Raw genomic sequence first — 21,607 nt, forward strand, 5'->3', positions numbered from 1 at the left:
ACGATGAGGAAAAAAGATTTTTCGGCTTTGAGTCGAAATGAAAAAATTGCATATCTTCAAAATCTATTAGAGGAACGTAAATCTGAAAGTGAAAGTATGTATCCGCAAATAACATATAATAAAAAAGAGCGTTATTCCTATTTTCCACTATCAGAGACGCAGGAATCATTTTTCGTCGGTAAATTGATGGAAAGTGAGGAGAAGAAAGTCGGTTGTCATATTTATTGTGAAATAGAAGAAAGAAATCTCGATGTGGATAGATTGAATATGGCCTGGAATAAGCTGGTGTTACATCACGATATGCTCCGAGACAGAATTACGGAGAAAGGGCTGCAAAGAATTGAGCAGGGAGGTATCGATTATAAGTTTGAAGTTTATGACAAGAGTGAGGCGGCAGAAGAGAAACTGGCAGAGCATATAGAAATGCTTCGGGGAAGACTATCCCATAAAGTGTATCGGGCGATGGATTATCCTCTTTATGAAATTTGTGTCACGAGAAAAAAAGAGGAGGTATTCATTATTCATTTTAGTATTGATGAATGGATTGTGGATGCATCCAGTGTGGCTATATTATTGGAACAATGGTATGGATTGTATCATAGTAAAGAGTATAAGCTGGAACCATTATCTTTTACCTTCCGGGATTTTGTATTGGCGCAAAAGAAGTTTGAAGAGAGTAAAAAATATCAGGAGGATTTGAAATACTGGAAGAATAAGTTGTCCAATATCAATGGAGAAGAAATGGACATTGTAAAACCAGTCAAATCCGATACAGGGAAGATAAGAAAGCGTTATGAGTACGTGTTAAATCACAGGAGATGGAGCGGACTAAAAAAATATGCCGAGCAGTTTAACATTTCACCTACGGCGATACTGCTTACACTCTTTTTGAAGGTTTGCAGTGAGTATAATGCGGGAAAAAGTTATCCTTTGGTATTGACTCACTTTAACCGGCTTCCGATTGCAAAAGATATTGATAAGGCGGTTGGCCCGTTTATAACAACCATGATATATCAGGAGGATGCCCAAGCAGAGAAATATGGATTTGATAGAGAGAATCAATCGGAGGAATTTGTACGAAAAGCAAGGCAGGTACAAAAACAATTGTGGGATGATAATGACCATAATAGTATCAGTGGAATCCGTATCCTAAGAGAGCTTAAGAAGGAAAAAAGGGTTGTTAAGGGCTATGTAATTCCTATCGTATTTACCAGTATGATCAACAACGTGCGAAAAAGTCATGATGAGAATATCGGAACATGGTTTGATCAGATTACCTACAATATCACACAAACACCGCAGGTATATTTGGATCATCAGATAATGGAAGCAGACGGTACTCTTATTTTTAATTGGGATGTCCTTTCGGGATATTTTAAAGATGGTGTCATTGAAAAAATGTTTTCGAGATATTGTGATCTGCTTGAAAGTAACTGCGACGGAGCAGTTGCTTTGGTTCAAATTGAGAAGAACACCGAGGAAGAAAGAAAACAGGAATTTGATTTAACTGATTTACAAGCCTCCTACTTGTATAGTCATATGGTGAATGAAGCCTCGGATAAAGAAAGACTTCTTTATCAGGAGTTTTTGGTGGAAGAAGACAGTATTGAGAGAATAAAAGAGAAGTGGCAGCAGCTTGTTGATGAAATTGACATGCTACGGGTGGTGTTTACAAAAGATGGAAAGCAAAAGGTACTGGAAGATGTTCCCGTAAAAGAAATACCGGTGATTGACTTAAGCGGTGAGGAGGAAAGTCTTCAAGAGGCGAAGTTAGACAGGATTAGAGAGAAAATCATCAACCAGGGGTTTTCTATGTATCAATGGCCTATGTTCGATGTAAGAATTATCAGGCTGGGAGAAAGAAAGCTTAGGGTAAATATAGCATTTGATACGGCAATCATGGATGGACAAAGCTTGGAAATCCTATATAAAAGATTGTTTGATAAAGAGGATAAGGGCTTGAAAGAGCAGGTTACCTTTCATGAGTACATCAAGGCAAAGAAAAGTTATGAAGTAAGCCAGGAATGTGAAGAGAAGCGTATTTATTGGGATACTAAGTTCAGACAGAACCTGAATGCTCCTTTTGCAGAATATTTTCATGAAACCGGTCACGGGAGCAATACCAGACGGATCAGCGGTAAGATAGCAGATTATCACAAGCTTTCTGACCTGGCTAAAGAGCATCATGTCTGCGTAGAAAGTATCTTGATGACAGTATATCTGGAAGTAATCGCAACAAAATGTAAAGAGAAAGAATTTAGTGTAGTTCGTGTGGGCTGGGAGAGGATACTGACGCAGCCATCCATTCAAAATACGATAGGTGAATTCACTGCATTAGGATGGGTAACAAGAAGAAATGAGCAGAAAACATTTTGGGAAAGGGTACTTGATATTGAAAAGCAGATCAAAAAAGATTTGGCAAATAAGGAAGTCAGCGGGCTGTCAGGGTTAAGAAAAGCAAAATATTCAAAGAGTTTTCCTGTAGTATTTACCGGCTTGGCAGCGGGAGAGAGTTTCATACTGCCGGAGAACGTAACACGGAGTAATGGATTATCGAAGACACCGCAAGTGTATCTGGATAATATCAGTTTTGTTGAGAAGAATCATTTATTGGTAAATTGGGATTATTTGAAAGACATTTTTCCGACGGAATTGATTAATGAAATGTTTGAAGAGTATGTAAAAGAACTCAATTCATTATGCCGGGATAATAAAGAATTGGAACAAAGGAAAGTAAGTAGAAATTGCATCCATGAATTTGTAGAGGAGCAAGCAAAAGAATATCCTAAAAATATAGCATTAAGATACATGGATGAGAGTCTTACTTATGAAGAACTGGACAGAAAAGCAAATCAACTGGCAAATTACTTAAGAAAGCAGGGAGTCGGAAGGGATGAGCTCGTTGCGATTTGTTTAGAGAAGTCAATTGATATGATAGTGGCAATTCTGGCAATATTAAAGGCAGGCGGAGCCTATGTGCCAATTGATCCAAGTTACCCGGGAGACCGAATAAATTATATCCTGAAAGATTCGCAAACGAGAATCGTGATAACAAAAGAAGAGTCAGCCCATAAGATAGAGTCAACGGCTCTAAACAAGCTATATTTGGATACATTACATCCTATGTTAGAATCCTGCAGTACAGCCAAACCATCAGAAGAGGCGACCAAAGATTCCCTTGCTTATATTATTTATACCTCCGGTTCCACAGGAAAACCGAAAGGGGTATTGATTACGCATCATAATGTTGTTCGTTTGTTTGAGCAGACGCAGCATTGGTTTGGATTTCATAAAAACGATGTATTTACCATGTATCACTCCTATGCATTTGACTTTTCGGTATGGGAAATCTGGGGGGCCTTATTATATGGCGGGACATTGGTGGTTGTTCCCTATGAGGTCAGCAGGTCGTTTTCTAAAGTATATGAACTGTTAGAGAAAGAAAAAGTTACGGTTTTTAGCCAGACACCCACTGCTTTCAAGCAATTAATGAAGGTTGAAGAGGAAGAAGGGGTAAGAAACCTCAGTCTTAGATACATTATATTCGGTGGAGAAGCTTTGAATTTACAGAGCTTGAGTGGATGGTTTCAGCGACATGGTGATAGTAAACCACAGCTGATTAATATGTATGGGATTACTGAAACCACGGTGCATGTCACTTATCGTCCGATTAAAGAAACTGACATTCATAGTAGTGCCAGTCTGATTGGCATACCAATTCCTGACCTAAGTTTATATATTCTGGACGAAAATCTGAATAAGGTTGCGGCGGGAGAAACAGGAGAAATCTGCGTCGGGGGGCCGGGGGTAGCAAAAGGGGATTTAAACCGACCGGATATCACGAAAGAAAAGTTTATCGACAATCCGTTTTATCCGGGGGAAAGACTGTATCTAAGCGGAGATTTGGGAAGATATCAATCGGATTATGACATTGAGTATATGGGAAGAAAAGACAATCAAGTCAAAGTAAGAGGTTTTCGCATTGAGCTCGGGGAGATTGAAAATGTACTATTAAGCCACCCTCAGATTAAGGAAGCAGCAGTTGTTATAGAAAAAGGAGAAGAGGACAATAAAATTCGCGCTTTTTTAGTTATAGAGGGGCAGGAATTATCAGGAAAGGATATCAGACATTATGTGAGGAGCAAGCTTCCGGATTATATGGTGCCAAATATCATCGACCGGATTGATCATATTCCCATAACCATCAATGGTAAGTTGGATTATCAAAAACTCATGAATAACGATAGGGAATTAGTTATAGAAAGCCACCCGGCTAATAAAGAATTCACAAGGGAAGAACGGCTAAGTAGTCTATACCGTATTTTACAGGATGAGCTGAAAGAAACCATATTAAATGAAACAGATGATATTTTTGATCTCGGAGCAACCTCATTAACGATTGTAAACATTGCAAAACGTGTTCAGGAAGAATGTGATATTCAGATTCCCATTGATGTGTTTTTGGATAAACCTGCAATTAGTGAAATCGGTGACTTTGTGATTGGGTTATTGGAAGAGAAGGAGTATGAAAATATTGCAGCAGCAATGCCTGTGAGCAAAGTATTAATTACGGGAGAGGAACTGATTGCTATCTTTAAGGAGGAACTTGGGGAGCAGCAGATAACACCGGAAGAAGATATATTTGATCTTGGGGCGACTTCATTAACCATTGTTAATGTAGTAAAGAAAATCAAAGAAAAAAAGGGAATAGAGGTTTCTATTGATATATTCCTTGACCATCCTACGATTAATGAAATCGTTTCTTGTATTACAAATGAGATACCGCCGGAGGAAATGGAAGAAAAGCATACGGATGATATGGCGGCAGGTATTGAGTTGTCGGATGTATATTTAAAAAAAGAGGATTACAAAAAGCAGGAAGAAAAGTATCACTTTGAAAGCAAAGAAATTGCCGTCAAGGATTTTTCGGGTCTGTTAAGCTTGCTAAAAAACGAAATGGTAGGAATTAAGAATCGCTATTTATATGCGAGCGCGGGCGGAAAAAATGCAGTACAAACCTATCTTTATATTAAGGACAAGGCAGTTGAGGGTATACCGGCAGGGATTTATTATTATCATCCCGAGGAACATCAGCTTTATTTCCTGACACATGGAAACAGGATTATCAGGGATGTCTATTCCTCCTACTATAGAGAGGCATTTGACCAGTCAGCATTTGCTATTTTCTTTATCGCGCAATTAAAAGCCATCGAACCTGTATATCTGGATTTTAGTAAAGGTCTGGTTACGATTGACACAGGATATATGCAGGAATTACTGTTAAGCAATCAAGAGACTTACCGGGTAGGTTTATGCAGTGTTGAAGAGATTGATTTTTCACAGATCAGAGATGACTTTTTATTAGAAGAAGGCCATATTTTTGTTAATGGTATGTTATGCGGATATCGGACAGATAGCAGTGAAGACAAAGTGAGCTTGCAAAAATATCTTAGTGAACGTAATGAGAGTCTGACAAGTCATTGCAAATCCGTTGAACACATTATTGATGAAAGCAGTATGAGGCAGATTAACCGCCAGATGAAATATAATCAGTTATCCAAAAGAGAAGTTTTAGATCTGGCAAAGCAAAAATTACATTTAAGAAAATTTGATGATGAAAACATTAGAATCGCACTTATGGAAGTCAGCTTTGATAAGAACAGGTATCTGATGAGATCCTCTAAAAGAGAATATAAGAAAGAGGAGATTGCACTTACGAAATTCAGCACGTTCTTATCGGTGCTGCGAGGTAAGGAAATCATGGGTACAGTGAAATATTTGTATCCGTCCCTGCTAGATGCGTATCTGCTCAAGGTTTATGTATATGTCAAAGAGAATGCAGTGGAACAATTAGACGAAGGGCTTTATCGATACGATCCCTTAACACATAGATTGTTACTTATCAATAAAGGGTTAGAGACTATAATTGGGCATTGCCATACACCATTTAACCGGCCTCATTATAAAGCCTCTGGTTTTAGTATATTTCTGCTTGCGGATATTGTTGAAGCAAGAAGGATATATGGAGATGGGGCTCTTAAGTATATCATGACGGAATCAGGATATATGGGACAGCTCCTAATGGAGCATCAGGCCAAGAATAATATCGGTATCGTTCCGATCGGTGGAATGAACTTTGATAAGATCAGGGAAAGCTTTCATTTAGAAAACAAAGATATGCTTATACATAGTTTTATGGGAGGCTTATATGACTATAGCGCAATGAAAGTGCAGGAGGCAGCAGCACCCCAAATGCTAAAAGCAGCAAAGAATGATATTGCGATTATAGGATTAAGCGGAAGATTTCCGGATGCGGCTGATTTATCGGAGTACTGGGATAACTTAAAAAATCAAAAAAGAAGCATCACCAAACTACCGTTAAGAAGAAAAGAACTTTGGAATGGAGCCGACTTGCGGGAAGAGGAATACTATGGCGGCTATATCGAAGATATTGAATTATTTGATTACGAATTATTTCATATGTCTTTGTTAGAAGCGAAGAATTTGGACCCACAGGAAAGAATTATGCTCCAAATGGTATATGAATGCATCGAAGGTGCCGGATATACGATAGAAGCATTACACAAAAAGGCGAACAAAGTAGGCGTATTTATCGGAAGTATGTGGAATGATTATGAGCACTATGGTGTGGAGAAATACAGGAATACGAAGGTGGCGGACATTGCTTCCCTGCATTCTTCCATAGCCAATCGTATCTCATATTACTTTAATTTTTGCGGACCAAGTCTGGCAATCCAAACAGCCTGCTCCTCATCGATGACAGCACTTCATATTGCGTGTGAAAGTATCAAAAGCGGGGAATGTGATATGGCAGTGGTGGGCGGAATTAATTTGATAAGCCATCCATACCATTTGGAAGCATTAAAGTCGCAAAATATCATTGCTATGAACGGAGAAGTGAAACTATTCAGTGATTATTCTACCGGTTTGGTGTGTGGGGAAGGTGCAGGTGCCGTATTACTAACGAGGCTGACAAAGGCGATTGAAGAAGAAGATCTGATTTGGGCAACGATCAAAAATACCGCAATTGCCAACTATGGAAAGACAACAAGGTATGGAATGGTAAGCTTAGCCAAGCAGAAAGAACTGATTGCTGAATTGTTGAAAAGGGCAGATATTAACCCGGACTCAATTCAATATGTCGAGGCTTCCGCAGCCGGGTTAGCCATCGCTGATGTGACAGAAGTACAGGCATTATCTGAACTATTTGCAGAAAATGGACTTTCCGGGAAGAACTGTTTGATAGGATCGGTAAAAGCTAATATCGGACATCTTGAATCGGCTTCTTTCCTGTCACAGTTATGTAAAGTGATTCTGCAAATGCAGCAGGAGGAAATTGTACCTACGATTTTGGATACCGCCGTCAATCCGCTGATACATTTAGATAAAATACCGTTTCAATTTGCCGGTCAACTGCAAAAATGGCCTGTGATACAGAAAGATAGCGCAAGTTTGTACAGAGCTTTAATTAATTCCTTTGGAGCATCCGGATCGATCGGCAGTGCAATCGTGGAACAATTTAAACCTGTTGAATGTGAACGGGCAGAGAATAAAAGTGAGACAGCAATACTGCTTTCAGCTGCTTGTGAAGAGCAACTAAATGAATATATCAAAAGAATAGCCAATTATATTAAAAAATATCCGCACCTTGACATTAGAGATGTTGCCTATACCTTGAGTCAACGAACTCATGCTGACTTAGTCAGAGTAGTATTTTTATGTCGTGATACTAAGGATTTGACTCAATTAGCTGCGAACTACTTACAGGGAGAAACTTCTGACCGCAGAATGATACGAAAGGATACATGGATTTCACGGGCGGAGGAAAGAGATTTAACTAATCTGCAAAAAGATGCTTTCCACTGGACAAATCAGTCAGAAGAAGCGGGAATTTTTGTATCGGTAATAAAAGCAAACAAAATATACTTACCGGTGCGGCCATTTAACAAAATGGTTTGCTGGAACTCAAAAATTGCGGAATTTACTAATGAGAAGGCAGATGATTCAAGCAGCAGTGAACCGGTAGGAGTTACCGATAAGGCTGAGAGTGAAGCGGATGAATTGGTGGAATATCTGGTTAATGTTTATGCAATGATATCAGAAATTCCCGTAAGTAAAATTGACTGCAGAATGCCTTTGGAGAACTATGGACTTTCCTCCATTATCATAAGCAGATTCAATAAGGTCCTGGAGCAGGAGTTGTCAATCAAATCAAGTACGCTGCTTTTTGAAGTGCAGACACTCCTGGAATTATCAGAACTGCTTCTTGCGGATTATCGCGGGAATATTATGAATTCAAAAATGAGTGAACTTGTAAAGAAAGATTCTGTTAAGGCACCCATGACAGAGAATATTACCGGAACAAAATCTGCAACTGAAGAGCAAAGGGCAGAAGAACAAAAAACAGAAGAAGGATATTTCCGTGAGGACATCGCTATCATAGGACTAGGCGGAATTTATCCGGATGCTGATAACTTGGAGGAATTATGGAGCAACCTGGAAGAAGGCAGGGATTCCATTATTGAAATCCCACTGGAGCGATGGGATCATAAAGCATACTTTGAGAATGACCATAAGGGAAATGTATATGCGAATTGGGGAGGATTTCTTCATAATATGGAAGGATTTGACCCGCTATTCTTTCAGATATCACCTAAGGAAGCAATGCTTATGGACCCGCAGGAAAGAAAATTTTTAGAGGTGGTATATCATACATTGGAAGATGCAGGATATACGAAAAAATCCATTCATGAGAAATATCAGGGCAATGTTGGAGTATATGTCGGAGCAATGTTTCAGGATTATCAGATGCTTAGCGGAAAATCAGCAGAAGAAGAAAGCTATATTGCCACAGGAGCGGTTGGGGCATCTATCAGTAACCGCATATCCTATATTCTTGATCTGCATGGTCCCAGCATGACTGTGAATACGATGTGCTCTTCTGTACTTACCTGCCTGAACTTGGCGGTACAAAGCATTCATAGCGGTGAATGCAGAGCGGCAATCGTTGGCGGTGTTAATTTAATCGTACATCCCAATAAATATGTGCTGCATTGCCAAAACAGGATGCTGTCTACGGATGGAAAATGCAGGGCATTTGGGAAAGACGGTGACGGTTTTGTACCTTCAGAAGGGGTAGGTGCAATCTTAATTAAGCCGCTATCGGAAGCAATCAATGACAAAGATCATATTTATGGGACCATTAAGGGAATCAAGATCAATCATGATGGCAAGAAGAATGGATATATGGTTCCCAGTCCGGTACAACAAGGAAATTTAATTAAGTCGGTTTTAGAGGAAAACCACATTCCGCCGGAGACAATTACCTATGCGGAGGCACACGGGACCGGAACAAAACTAGGTGATCCAATTGAAATTGCCGGATTATCATATGCATATAAAGATATGACGGATAAAAAGAATTTTTGTTCCATCGGATCAATTAAGTCTAATATCGGTCATTGTGAGTCGGCTGCCGGAATTGCATCCATTACGAAAGTGCTTTTACAGATGAAACATAAAATGTTAGTTCCAACCATCCATTGTGATGAGCTAAATCCAAATATTGATTTTGATAATTCACCCTTTTATGTTCAAAAGAAATTAGCCCCATGGAAAGTGAGTCAGGACCAATCACTAAGAAGAGCATCGGTTAGTTCTTTTGGTGCAGGGGGTGTAAACGGATACCTGATATTAGAAGAATATAGGAGCTGTGCTCAGTCTTCTTTAGATGACAATAGCAAAAAGTTATTGGTAATGTCGGCCCATAATGCAAATGAATTAAAAGAATATGTTGATAGAACGCTTTATTACCTTACACAGATTTATAAAAATAAAAACACGGATATGACAGCAGTTAAAAAAATCATATCAGAGGTACTTCATATTGATAGCTGTAGCATTGATATTACAGAAAAATTAATGGATTTAGGTTTAAGTAAGGATCAATTAGACTTAATTATTGCACAGATTGAAAGTACTTATCAGATAAAAATGGAAAATGAAATCATTGTGCAAAATGAGACAATTGAAACATTGATTGAAAATATCAAAGTAAAGACAAAATCTTTGCATACGGCATCGATGAATGAATACGGTGAATATACCTTACGAAACATTGCACATACACTGTTGCATGGACGTGAGCATATGGAGGAGAGAATCGCAGTTATCGCTGCAACACTGGAAGAGCTGGTGGAAATTCTTAAAGATTATTCGGCAAATCCTGCAACAAATAAAGTTCTGACAGGCAATACGGAAAATGAATGTAATGTGAGTGAAGAGTATGAGGCTTTCTTTGGACAGGAAGCAAATCAAAAAATAACAGAGGATACGATTAAAGAGTATGCAAGGTTTTATGTCAATGGAGCTAAGATTGATTGGGAAAGTGTAACAGATGACAATGGTGCATATAAGGTATCATTACCGGCATATCCCTTTGCAAAGAAAAAATACTGGGTGCCTGTTAAAATTGAATATTCGGAAAGTGCTATGAATACAGACCCGAAAGCTACAGGATCAGTAGATAAGAAAACATTGGCGGAATCGGCTGCCGAAAAAGAAGGATTACAGGCGGATAAGGAGTATGTGCAAACAAAAATCGCGATAAACGATGGAGCACTTGAAAAATCTATATCTGCAATGATTAAAAAGATTTTAGGACAAATTTTAAGACTGGAAGAACAGGATATCAATCTTAATTATGAACTGCAAAAATATGGAGTGGATTCTATTATGCTTTCTGACCTGGCGGAACACATCAACAAAGCGTATGATATTCACACTACAGCCGCTATGCTGCTTAGCTTTCATACAATTAAAGATTTGGTAAAGGGATTACAGAAGAAATATAGCCCGGAAATAACACTCTATGAAATGAAAAGCAGGAAAACAACAGATATCATTGGGGAAGAAGTAAATGAAACAGTAAAGGAAACAGCAAATCAAGTAATAAAAGAAAAAGAAATTACAGAAAGAACTGCGGAACTGATTGCAGTGATCGGCATAGCAGGAATGGCACCGGGGGCAGAAAATGTAATTCATTATTGGGAAAAACTGCTTGCTAATCAATGCTCTATTACAGCATGTAAAGAAGATAGAAGAGAACTTCGCGAATACTTGCGGATGAATAGTGACCATGAAGATATCATGCACGGTGGTTACCTCAATGATATTGATAAATGGGAACCCCTGTTTTTCGGGATTTCTCCTAATGAAGCAAAACGAATGGATCCGCAGCAAAGACTGTTTTTGGAAGTATCCCAAAGGGCACTTGAGGATGCAGGATATCCCAAGAAGCGGATCTCTGGTACGAAGACAGGCGTTTTTGTTGGTTCGAGTAATGATGATTATTCTAAAATAGCAGCCGGTCACAGTGTCATGGACGCTCACTCTGCGATTGGAACAGCCCGTTCGTTAATTGCGAACAGAGTATCTTATTATTTTAACATAAATGGGCCGAGTGAAGTAATTGATACCGCATGTTCAAGTTCGGGGGTTGCAATCAATAGAGCAATAAAAGCCCTTCGCTATAAGGAATGTGATATGTCAATTGTAGGTGGTGTGAACCTGATTCTTACACCGGAGCAGTTTATCAGCTATGATAATGCAGGCATGCTTGCGAAGAATAGAAAAGTAAGTGTTTTTTCTAATTCTTCCGATGGCTATCTTCGTGGGGAAGGTGTGGGGTGTGTTATTCTAAAGCCGCTAAGTAAAGCAGTTAAAGATAATGACCGGATACATGCCGTTCTATTAGGAAGTGCGGTTAATCACGGCGGAAAAGCAATGAGCATTACGACACCAAATTATGAGGCTCAGATGGCGGTTGTGAAAGAGGCATGCAGAGACAGTAATGTCTCGGAGAAAACCATTACCTATATTGAAGCGCAAGGTTCGGGCAATAAAATCGGAGATACGATTGAATGGCAGGCCTTAGAAGAAGCATACGGAGAGACTTTGGACGGCCGGAAACGCGGTGTTGGTACAATAAAGGCCAATATCGGACATCTTGAATCAGCTTCCGGAATCTTTGCATTGATTAAAATCATCTTTGCAATGAAACATAAGATAATTCCTGCCATGATTCACTGTGACCAGATCAGTGATGATATTCATTGCAATCACAATACTTTGGTGAGAAAAAATATGGAATGGGATGCGCTGATGGATATGGATGGCAATTTGCTGCCAAGGAGAGCTGGAATTAATGCTTATGGAATCGGAGGCGTGAATGCACATTTTATTGTAGAAGAATATGTTAATGAAGATACAGAGATGTCCGGTGAGAAAGAAGAATCGTTATTTGCATTATCTGCCAATAGCAAGGAAGCATTAAAAGAATATATAAAAAGAGTAAAGGAATTTGCGTGTCAGCAAAAGGATACAAATTTAATGAGCTTTGCTTACACCTTACAGATTGGAAGGGAAGAAATGCCATACCGTACTGCATTTGTTGCCGGTAACTGGGAAACTGTTGTACAAAAATGTAATCATGCCTTAGAAGAGGATAAGGATATTCATAATTGTAGTATGGATATTACACATAGCATATTGGAACAGGTTCTGGAACAGTCAGGTATCGATATGATAGTAAAAGAATCAATAAAGGTAAAAAAACTATGGAAAATAGGTCTCATGTGGAGCAGCGGGGTAGAAATCAACTGGCAGTTACTCTATGAAGGGAAAAAACTGCAGATAACAGATACACCGGAATATCCCTTTGAAAAAGAAAGTTTCTGGATCAGTGATTTATCTGTTAAGAAGAATATGGATGTGGAGACAGCGGAAGAAAAGGATCAGATCATTGATATACTGGTAAAGAAAATTGCAGAAATTTCAGGAGCTGATTCTCTTAAAATTGCGGAGGATGTGCCACTCATCCAATATGGTTTTGATTCTATCATGTTTACGAAACTAAAATATTATATCGAAACACAGTTTATGATTAATGCAGGCAGTAATGAAATATATTATCGGGATACGGTAGGAAAGATTGCCGCCATGATTAGAAAAAAGATGGCTGGAGTAATCGAGGATACAACAAAACTCGAACATATTCATGGAGATGACTTAAATGATCTCTTTGAAAAATTAACAAGTTAGTCAGAAGCAGCATACCATTGTTAATTGCCTTATCTGGAGGATTCGTTATGAATAAAGCAGATTTTCTAAAGTTGTCAGACAGTGAAAAAAGAAGGTATTTGTCTGAATTAGTAAAAAATAAAGAAAATGATACATATCAGCAATTCGTTCATAAACATAAGTACCCTGAAATTTCAGAGGAGGGGAAAGACCGTTTTTCGCTCTTTCCCCTAACAGAGACGCAGGAATCATTTTTTGTTGGGAAAATGATAGGAAAAGGTGATAACAAAGTTGGATGCCATATCTATTTTGAGATAGAAGAAAAGTATCTTGACACAGATCGATTAGAAGATGCTTGGAATCTATTAATACACCATCATGAGATGCTTAGGGATCAGATGATGGAAAAAGGAAAGCAAAGAATACTGGAACATGTTAATAAGTATCAGATAAAAAGATATAATCTGGAAGACGGTAATGAAGCGACGATGAAGGAACACATCGAAACACTTCGTAACAGGATGTCACATAAGGTATATGGCACTGCGGATTATCCGTTATATGAAATATGTGTAACCTTAATGAAAGAGGACAGGGCAATCATTCATTTTAGTATTGATGAATGGATTGTAGATGCGACCAGTGTATCCATACTGTTTGAACAGTGGTATCAGTTGTATCATAACAAGGATTATGAATTATGTCCGTTGACTTTGACATTTCGTGACTTTGTCATGGCTCAAAAGAAGTTTGAGTATAGTACGAAATTCAAGGAGGATTTAGAGTATTGGAAGAATAAGTTGTTTCATTTGCAAAATTATGAAATCAGTTTTGCAAAGAAAACTGACAGAGAGAATGTGACGGATTCAGGAACCGGGTTAACACAGGAAAGAAAACGTCATGAATATATTCTTAACAAACAAAAATGGTCAAAATTAAAGCAAATGGCTCTACAGGCAGAGGTTTCACCAACAGCAGTATTATTACATTTATTTTCAGCAGTAATTAAGGAATTTAATGAGAATAAGGATTTGCCTGTTATTCTTACCTATTTTAACCGGCTGCCATTTCATAAGGATATTGATAAAGTTGTCGGACCTTTCGTTACGACGATGATTTATAACAATCTGGAGAAGACGGAAACTACTGGTTTTGAAGAGAGTCTTCAAGGTGTGCAGCGACAGCTTTGGGAGGACAATGATCATAACAGTGTTAGTGGTGTTCGAATACTTCGGGAATTAAAAAAGGACAAGCGAATCGATGCAAATTACACTATTCCGATTGTCTTTACCAGCATGATCAATAGCATCCAAAGTAGTGAAGGTGAGAAATCAGAAACTTGGTTTAATCAGGTAACTTATAGTATAACGCAAACTCCGCAAGTATTTTTAGATCATCAGATTATGGAGATAAATGGGGAACTAAGGTTTCATTGGGATGTGCAACCGGATTATTTTAAAGACACAATAATAGATAGGATGTTTGAGCAATATTGCACAAAGCTGGAGGAACTCGGTAAGGATTCCATTGCTCTGTACATCAATCAGGAAACAGATGAGAGAGAGTCATTGTCTTGTGATTTGACGGATTTACAGCGTTCTCATGTTTATAATCAATTAATGGATTCAAATTCAGATTTTGATAGAATGCTGTATCAGGAATTTATCGTTACGGGAGATTCCATTGAACGTATTCAGAAACGATGGAATCAATTAGTGAATGAAATGGATGCGTTTAACACTGTTTTTACAAAGCAGGGGAAGCAAAAAATAATCTGGCAGGCAGAACATGAAATCATTCCGGTGGTTGATCTGAGTTTGGAAATTGAGGAGCGAAAAGAGAGGACGATTGAGCAGATTAGAACGGAAATGACACAAAAGGTCTTCTCTCTCTATCAGCTGCCTCGCTATGATCTTAGGATAATCAAACTGGGAGAAGACTGTTTTCGATTAAATATGTCGTTTGATTCTTCCATAGTGGATGGAAGAAGTCTTGCAATATTGTATCAGAAATTGTTTGAGAAGAAGGAAGATAGTCTTTTGGAGAAGGTATCCTTCAGAGCATATATGAACGCGAAAGCAGAGTATCAAAAAAGTTCTGATGCAGAAAATAATTATCGGTATTGGGAGAAAAGGTTTGATGAGTTGTCTGGCGGACCGTTGATCGAATATAGGAAATCCGATAAATCAGACGCTGAAACGTTGCGAATTAGTGCGGTTGTTAAGCAGTATAAGAAGCTTAAGGATTTGACTTTGCAGCGCGGAGTTGAAATAGAAAGTATTCTGATTACTGTATATATGGATGTGTTGAGAAAGTATAGTAACCGGGAAAATTTCACAGTTGTGTGCGTTAATTGGGACAGACCTGATACGAAGCCATCTATTGCCAATACAGTCGGAGAATTGTCCGGTTTAAGCTGGCTGGAGAACTTAGACAGTGAACGGCCTTTTGCGGAACGGGTAATTGAAAATGATCGATTAAGGAAAATGGATATCGCCCATCAGTTAGTTAGTGGAATCACTAGTCTTAGAAAGGCAAAAGAAGCTCTTATGTTTCCGGTGGTATTCACTAGTCTTGTAAAAGATGAGATGTTAGAACTCCCGGATAATATAGAGTTCGGAGCCGGACTTTCCAAGACACCGCAGGTGTATTTAGATAATGTGAGCTTTATTCATAAAGGCAGACTTTTAGTAAACTGGGATTATAAAGACATATTCCCTAAAGAAATGGTGGAGAAAATGTTCAAGGATTATGTTGATCAGATAGAACAATTATGTGTTAACGGATTCTCTGAACGAATCAGCGGTGAGGATGATGTGAGTTTGCAAGGTAAATGCCGGTGTATCCATGAATTTGTAGAATTGCAGGCGGGGAGATATCCAAAGAACATAGCATTAAAATGCAAAGAAGATTCTGTCACCTATGAAGAACTTAACAGGAGAGCCAATCAATTGGCACATTACTTAAGAAAAGCGGGGGTAGCTAGGGATGTGTTAGTCGGTCTTTGTTTGGAAAAATCAAATGAAATGATAATTGCAATACTGGCAATTTTAAAGGCCGGCGGAGCTTATGTACCGATTGACCCTAATTATCCTTTGGATCGTATTGCATTTATCCTGGAGGATTGCAAGACGGATATTGTAATAACCAAAGAAAATGCCAGGGAGAAAATAATAAATGAAAATATAAATAGAATCTGTATTGATAGATTGGAGAGTGATATTGAGAAAGAAAGTCCGGAAAATGTTGGGGAAAAGGGAAGCAGTGCTCAGTTGGCTTATGTTATTTATACCTCCGGTTCTACAGGAAAGCCGAAAGGAGTATTAATCACACATCATAATGTGGTAAGACTCTTTGAGCAAACAAAAGAATGGTATGGATTTAATGAAAGAGACATCTGGACAATGTACCATTCCTATGCATTTGACTTCTCTGTATGGGAAATATGGGGAGCTTTAATCTATGGCGGAACATTGATTGTGGTACCTTATGAATTAAGCCGTTCATTTGCCAAAATGTATGAGCTGTTGGAAAAGGAGAAAGTTACGGTACTAAATCAGACACCTACTGCCTTTAAACAATTAATGAAAGTGGAAGAGGAAGAAGGGCAAAGAAATCTCAGTCTGCGATATATCATATTCGGAGGAGAAGCATTAAATCTAAAAAGCTTAAAAGGATGGTTTGACCGTCACGGAGATAGAAAGCCACAATTAGTGAATATGTATGGAATTACTGAGACCACAGTTCATGTTACCTATCGGCCGTTGCAAAGTGCGGATGTAGAAGCAGACGCAAGTTTAATCGGAGAAGCTATCCCTGACCTCAATTTCTATATTTTAGATGAGGATTTAAGGGAAGTTAAGATTGGCGAGATTGGTGAAATATGTGTGGGAGGTCCTGGATTGGCAAAGGGATACTTAAACCGTCCTGAGATTACAAAGGAAAAATTTATTGAGCATCCTTATAAGCCGGGAGAAAGACTGTACTTAAGCGGTGATCTTGGAAGATATACTAAAAATTTTGCAGACATCGAATATATGGGAAGAAAGGACAGTCAAGTAAAAATAAGAGGATTTCGGATCGAGCTTGGAGAGATAGAAACAGTATTAACGAGTCATCCAAACATTAAGGAAGCTGCTGTAACGGTTGAAGAAGGCGGGCAGGAGAGTAAAATTCTGGCCTTCGTTGTCGGAAGCGGAGCAGCTCTTGATACAACACAGATCAGAAAATATGTAAGAAGCAAACTGCCGGATTATATGGTTCCGAATATTATTAAACAGATTGAGAGTATTCCTATGACGATTAACGGAAAGTTGGATTACAGACAACTTATGAAAAATCAAACGGTAGAAGAACCCAATGTAGATGGGTCAGAGAATAGAAGAAATAAAGATTTCATTCTAAGCAGACTTCATGACATTTTCAAGGAAGAACTGGAAGAAGATCATGTCGAGGATACAGAAGACATCTTTAATTTGGGAGCCACCTCACTAACCATAGTAAATATCGCAAAACGCATCCAGGAAGAAATGGATGTGGATATTCCGATTGATATATTCTTAGATACTCCACGAATTGGAGAAATCGGTAATTATGTCATCGATCATTATGTATCGTTAACGGAAGTATCCGATGAGAAGGAGCAAAAGGCTGAAAGCGTTAAGCAAACAGCAAATCAGGATAAACAATTGGATGCTGGCCTCACAGAGGATGAATTGAGGGAAATCTTCGCATCCGAATTAGAAGAAGATGACATTGATGTCGAGGAAGATATTTTTAATTTGGGGGCCACCTCATTAACCATTGTCAATGTTGTAAAACAGATCAGGGAGAAAAAAGGAATAGAGGTAGAAATGGATGTATTCCTGGAGCATCCGACGGTTAGGGATATTATCAAATACATCAAAACCAATGCAGTAAGTACAGAGCCGGAAGAGAAGGCGCAAATAAATAATCTTAATAGTTTGCAATTGTACGATACCGGATTTAATAATTCTGTTTACAAAAGATATAAGGAAAGATGTATGTCACATAACAGACCAATCACAAAGACGGAGATTTCAAGACTGCTTGGTCTGTTAAAGAAAGAAACGATTGGTTTGAAAAGCCACTACTTATATGCATCAGCCGGTGGAAAGAATTCGGTACAGACCTATGTTTATCTGAAGAAAAATGCAGTCGAGCATATAGCGGAAGGCATCTATTATTATCATCCGGAGGAACATCAACTGTATTACATTAGCCAGGGAAATAAAGTAGTAAGTGAGATTTTCCCGGAGCATTATCAAAAGGAATATGAGCAGGCCGGATTTGTTATTTTCTTTATCGCACAGTTAAAAGCAATCGAGCCGGTTTATCTTGATTTTAGCACAGGTCTGGTAACCATAGATACAGGTTATATGCAGGAGCTGCTTTTAAATAATCAGGAAGCATGTAATATTGGGCTATGCTATGTGGAAGGAATTGATTTTGACCGTGTAAAGGAAGACTTTCATTTGGATGAAGGGCATATATTCATTAATGGCATGTTGGGGTGTTCCTTATGCCAGGATGATGAATCATATCAGCCAAAGTTATCCGGTGGTAATGAGCTGATTAAGCATTTTAAGACAAAGCCAACGTACATTACGAAGGAAGAACAAGAAGAAAAATTCAAAAATATGAAATATAACCAATTGTCCAAAAGAGAAGTACTGGAATTGGCAAAGAAAAAATTACATCTTAGAACATTTGAAAATAACAATTCAGGGATTGCATTATCACAGGTAAATTACGATCCTGTCAGATATTTAAAGCGGACTTCGAAAAGAGAATATAAGCAAGAGAAGGTCTCCCTGCAGCAATTGAGTGAGTTCTTATCCGTACTCCGTGGTGTTCAATTACATCAGGAAACGCAATATTTATATCCATCCGTATGTAATGCACATCTTGTCAGTGTATTTCTCTATGTCAAGGATAATGCGATTGAAAACCTGGAGGAAGGTATATATGAATATCATCAAAGAACACATAAGCTAAATCTGATTAATCCATATAAAAAATCGGAAATAGAATACTGTCATACACCTTTTAACCGCCCGCATTATAAAGCATCCGGATTTAGTATATACCTGGTAGCAAATTTGCAGGAAGCGAAAAAGATTTATGGGGAAGGGTATTTAAAATACGTTATGACAGAGGCCGGATTTATGGGACAGCTTCTTATGGATTGCCAGGCAGCATGTGAAATCGGACTTGTTCCAATCGGTGGGATGAATTTTGAACGGGTTCGTCAGGAATTTAGATTGGGTAATGAATGTATGCTGCTTCATAGCTTTATGGGTGGAAAGTATGATTATTCCAAAATTAACAATGCAAAAAATGATGATAAAAAGGAAGATAAACCAACAGAAGACGCCATTGCCATTGTCGGCATGAGCGGCAGATATCCGAAAGCAAATTCAATAATGGAGTTTTGGGAGAATATTAAAAATGCAAGAAACTGTATCAGCAATATTGAAGATAATACATATCGTTTAATCCGGGATGAAAATTGCTATGGTGGATTTATCGATGACATTGAGAAGTTCGACGCATCATTCTTCCGCTTATCAAGAGGAGAAGCAGAACTTCTGGACCCTCAGGTAAGATTGTTTTTGGAAGCTGCTTACCAGTCCATGGATGATGCCGGCTATCAGATAGGGGAAAGACAAGATGTGGGAGTATTTGTCGGCTCCATGTACCAACACTATCATCTGCTTAATCCTGATAGCGAAGATGCTGATCTTATGGCAATTCAATCCTATTCTTCCATAGCCAACAGGGTCTCTTATTGCTTTAATTTTACCGGACCCAGTGTTGCAGTCGATACTGCCTGTTCTTCATCAATCGTTGCATTGCAGATGGCAGTGGACAGCTTAAGAAAGGATGAATGCAGTTCTGCAATTGTCGGAGGGGTGAACTTATCACTGCATGACAGTAAATACAGCGCACTTAAGAAGATGGGATTAGTCAGCAGCCAAGACAGGACAAGCTGCTTTGGCAACGGTGACGGATTCATTCCGGGAGAAGGAATTGGGGCATTTGTCATAAAGAAGTTAAGTCAGGCGAAGAAAGACAAAAATCATATCTACGGAATTATTAAGGCAATTGGTATTAATCATACCGGCCGGACCAATGCATATTCCATGCCTAGTGCAGCGATGGAAGAAGATTTGATCCGTAAAACCATTCGCCGGGCGGGAATTCAAATCGGCGATATCAGCTATATAGAAAGTGCGGCAAATGGGACTACACTTGGTGATGCTACAGAATTCAGTGCGCTGAATAAGGTGTTTAGAGATACAAAATCCATCCCAATCGGCAGTGTAAAATCAAATGTCGGTCATTTGGAAGCCGCATCCGGAATGGTGCAGATTGCCAAGGTGCTATTGCAGTTTCAATTTAATCAGCTGGTTCCGACCATAAATGTTGATGAGATAAACCCGTTGATTGATATCAAAAGAAGTAATCTGGTGATTCAAAAGACACTGGAGCAATGGAATCGGATAAAGGCCTGGAGAGATAATACCGAACAGGAACTTCCGCGGATAGCACTCATTAATTCCTTTGCTGCCGGAGGCACCAATGCATGTACCATCATAGAGGAATATATCGGTAATTATCAAGAGGAAGCAGAGGATAAGAATCAGCAGGATTTTGTATTCTTATTTTCAGCGGACAATAAGGACAGCTTATTTATATACCTTGATTCGATGAAAGAATTTCTTATACATCAACAGGATATAACCATGCAAGATTTATCTTTCAGCCTTGCAAATAAAGTCTTTCTAAAAAATAAACTGGTTATTCTGGCGAAATATAGAGAGGAGCTCATAACGAAATTGAATCAAGTAATCGAAAAGACCGGGAATATACCGGGCGTATATAGGAACAGTGAAAGTAACGGAAGCGGTCTTTATCGAATTTTTAGAGAGAACAGGGAGCTAAAAGCATTAATTCAACAATGGACGAAGGAAAATTGTTTCAATGAGTTGGCAGAGATTTGGGTAAACGATATTCCTGTAGAGTGGAAGAAGGTGACAATGCTTCAAAAAGGCAGGAAAATAATGCTGCCGGTCTATACTTTCCATAGAGAAACACTCTGGATAACCAAATCATCTTCAAATGGAGAAGTTTTGAAAAAAGCGCAGACCAGCAATTTGGCGGTTCCGGAGAGCGCCTCAACAACAGAAACGGGCATGATAGAAGAAACAGAATCGAAAGAGCATATAATAACCGACTTACTATGTGAAATTATGAAGATACAGAAAAATGAGCTTAGTCCGGGGCAATCTGTCAGAGATATTGGATTTAATTCATTGTATGCGATACGACTGATTAATTCCATTAAGGATAAATATAAGTCAGAGATATCAATAAGACAGGTAATGAGCTGCCGTACGATAGAAGAACTGGAGAGTGAAATTGAAAAATGCATGATGCTTCAATAAAAGGAATGGGATGGTAAGGCAGAGCAGCATAATGC

2 protein-coding genes are annotated in these 21,607 nt (G+C 38.6%); both read left to right on the top strand.

Translation table 11 applies throughout. The features are described 5' to 3' along the window. Window positions 1-3 precede the first annotated feature (3 nt). Window positions 4-13,122: a non-ribosomal peptide synthetase gene (locus tag BUF11_RS03070; RefSeq protein ID WP_073587307.1), complete on the top strand. Its 13,119-nt coding sequence runs from the start codon at window positions 4-6 to the stop codon at window positions 13,120-13,122. A 47-nt stretch (window positions 13,123-13,169) separates the two neighbouring features. Further along, window positions 13,170-21,572: a non-ribosomal peptide synthetase gene (locus BUF11_RS03075; RefSeq protein WP_073587308.1), complete on the top strand. Its 8,403-nt coding sequence runs from the start codon at window positions 13,170-13,172 to the stop codon at window positions 21,570-21,572. Window positions 21,573-21,607 lie beyond the last annotated feature (35 nt).

Origin of the sequence: Anaerocolumna xylanovorans DSM 12503 (assembly GCF_900143645.1) — a bacterium.
GTDB classification, from domain to species: Bacteria; Bacillota; Clostridia; order Lachnospirales; family Lachnospiraceae; genus Anaerocolumna; species Anaerocolumna xylanovorans.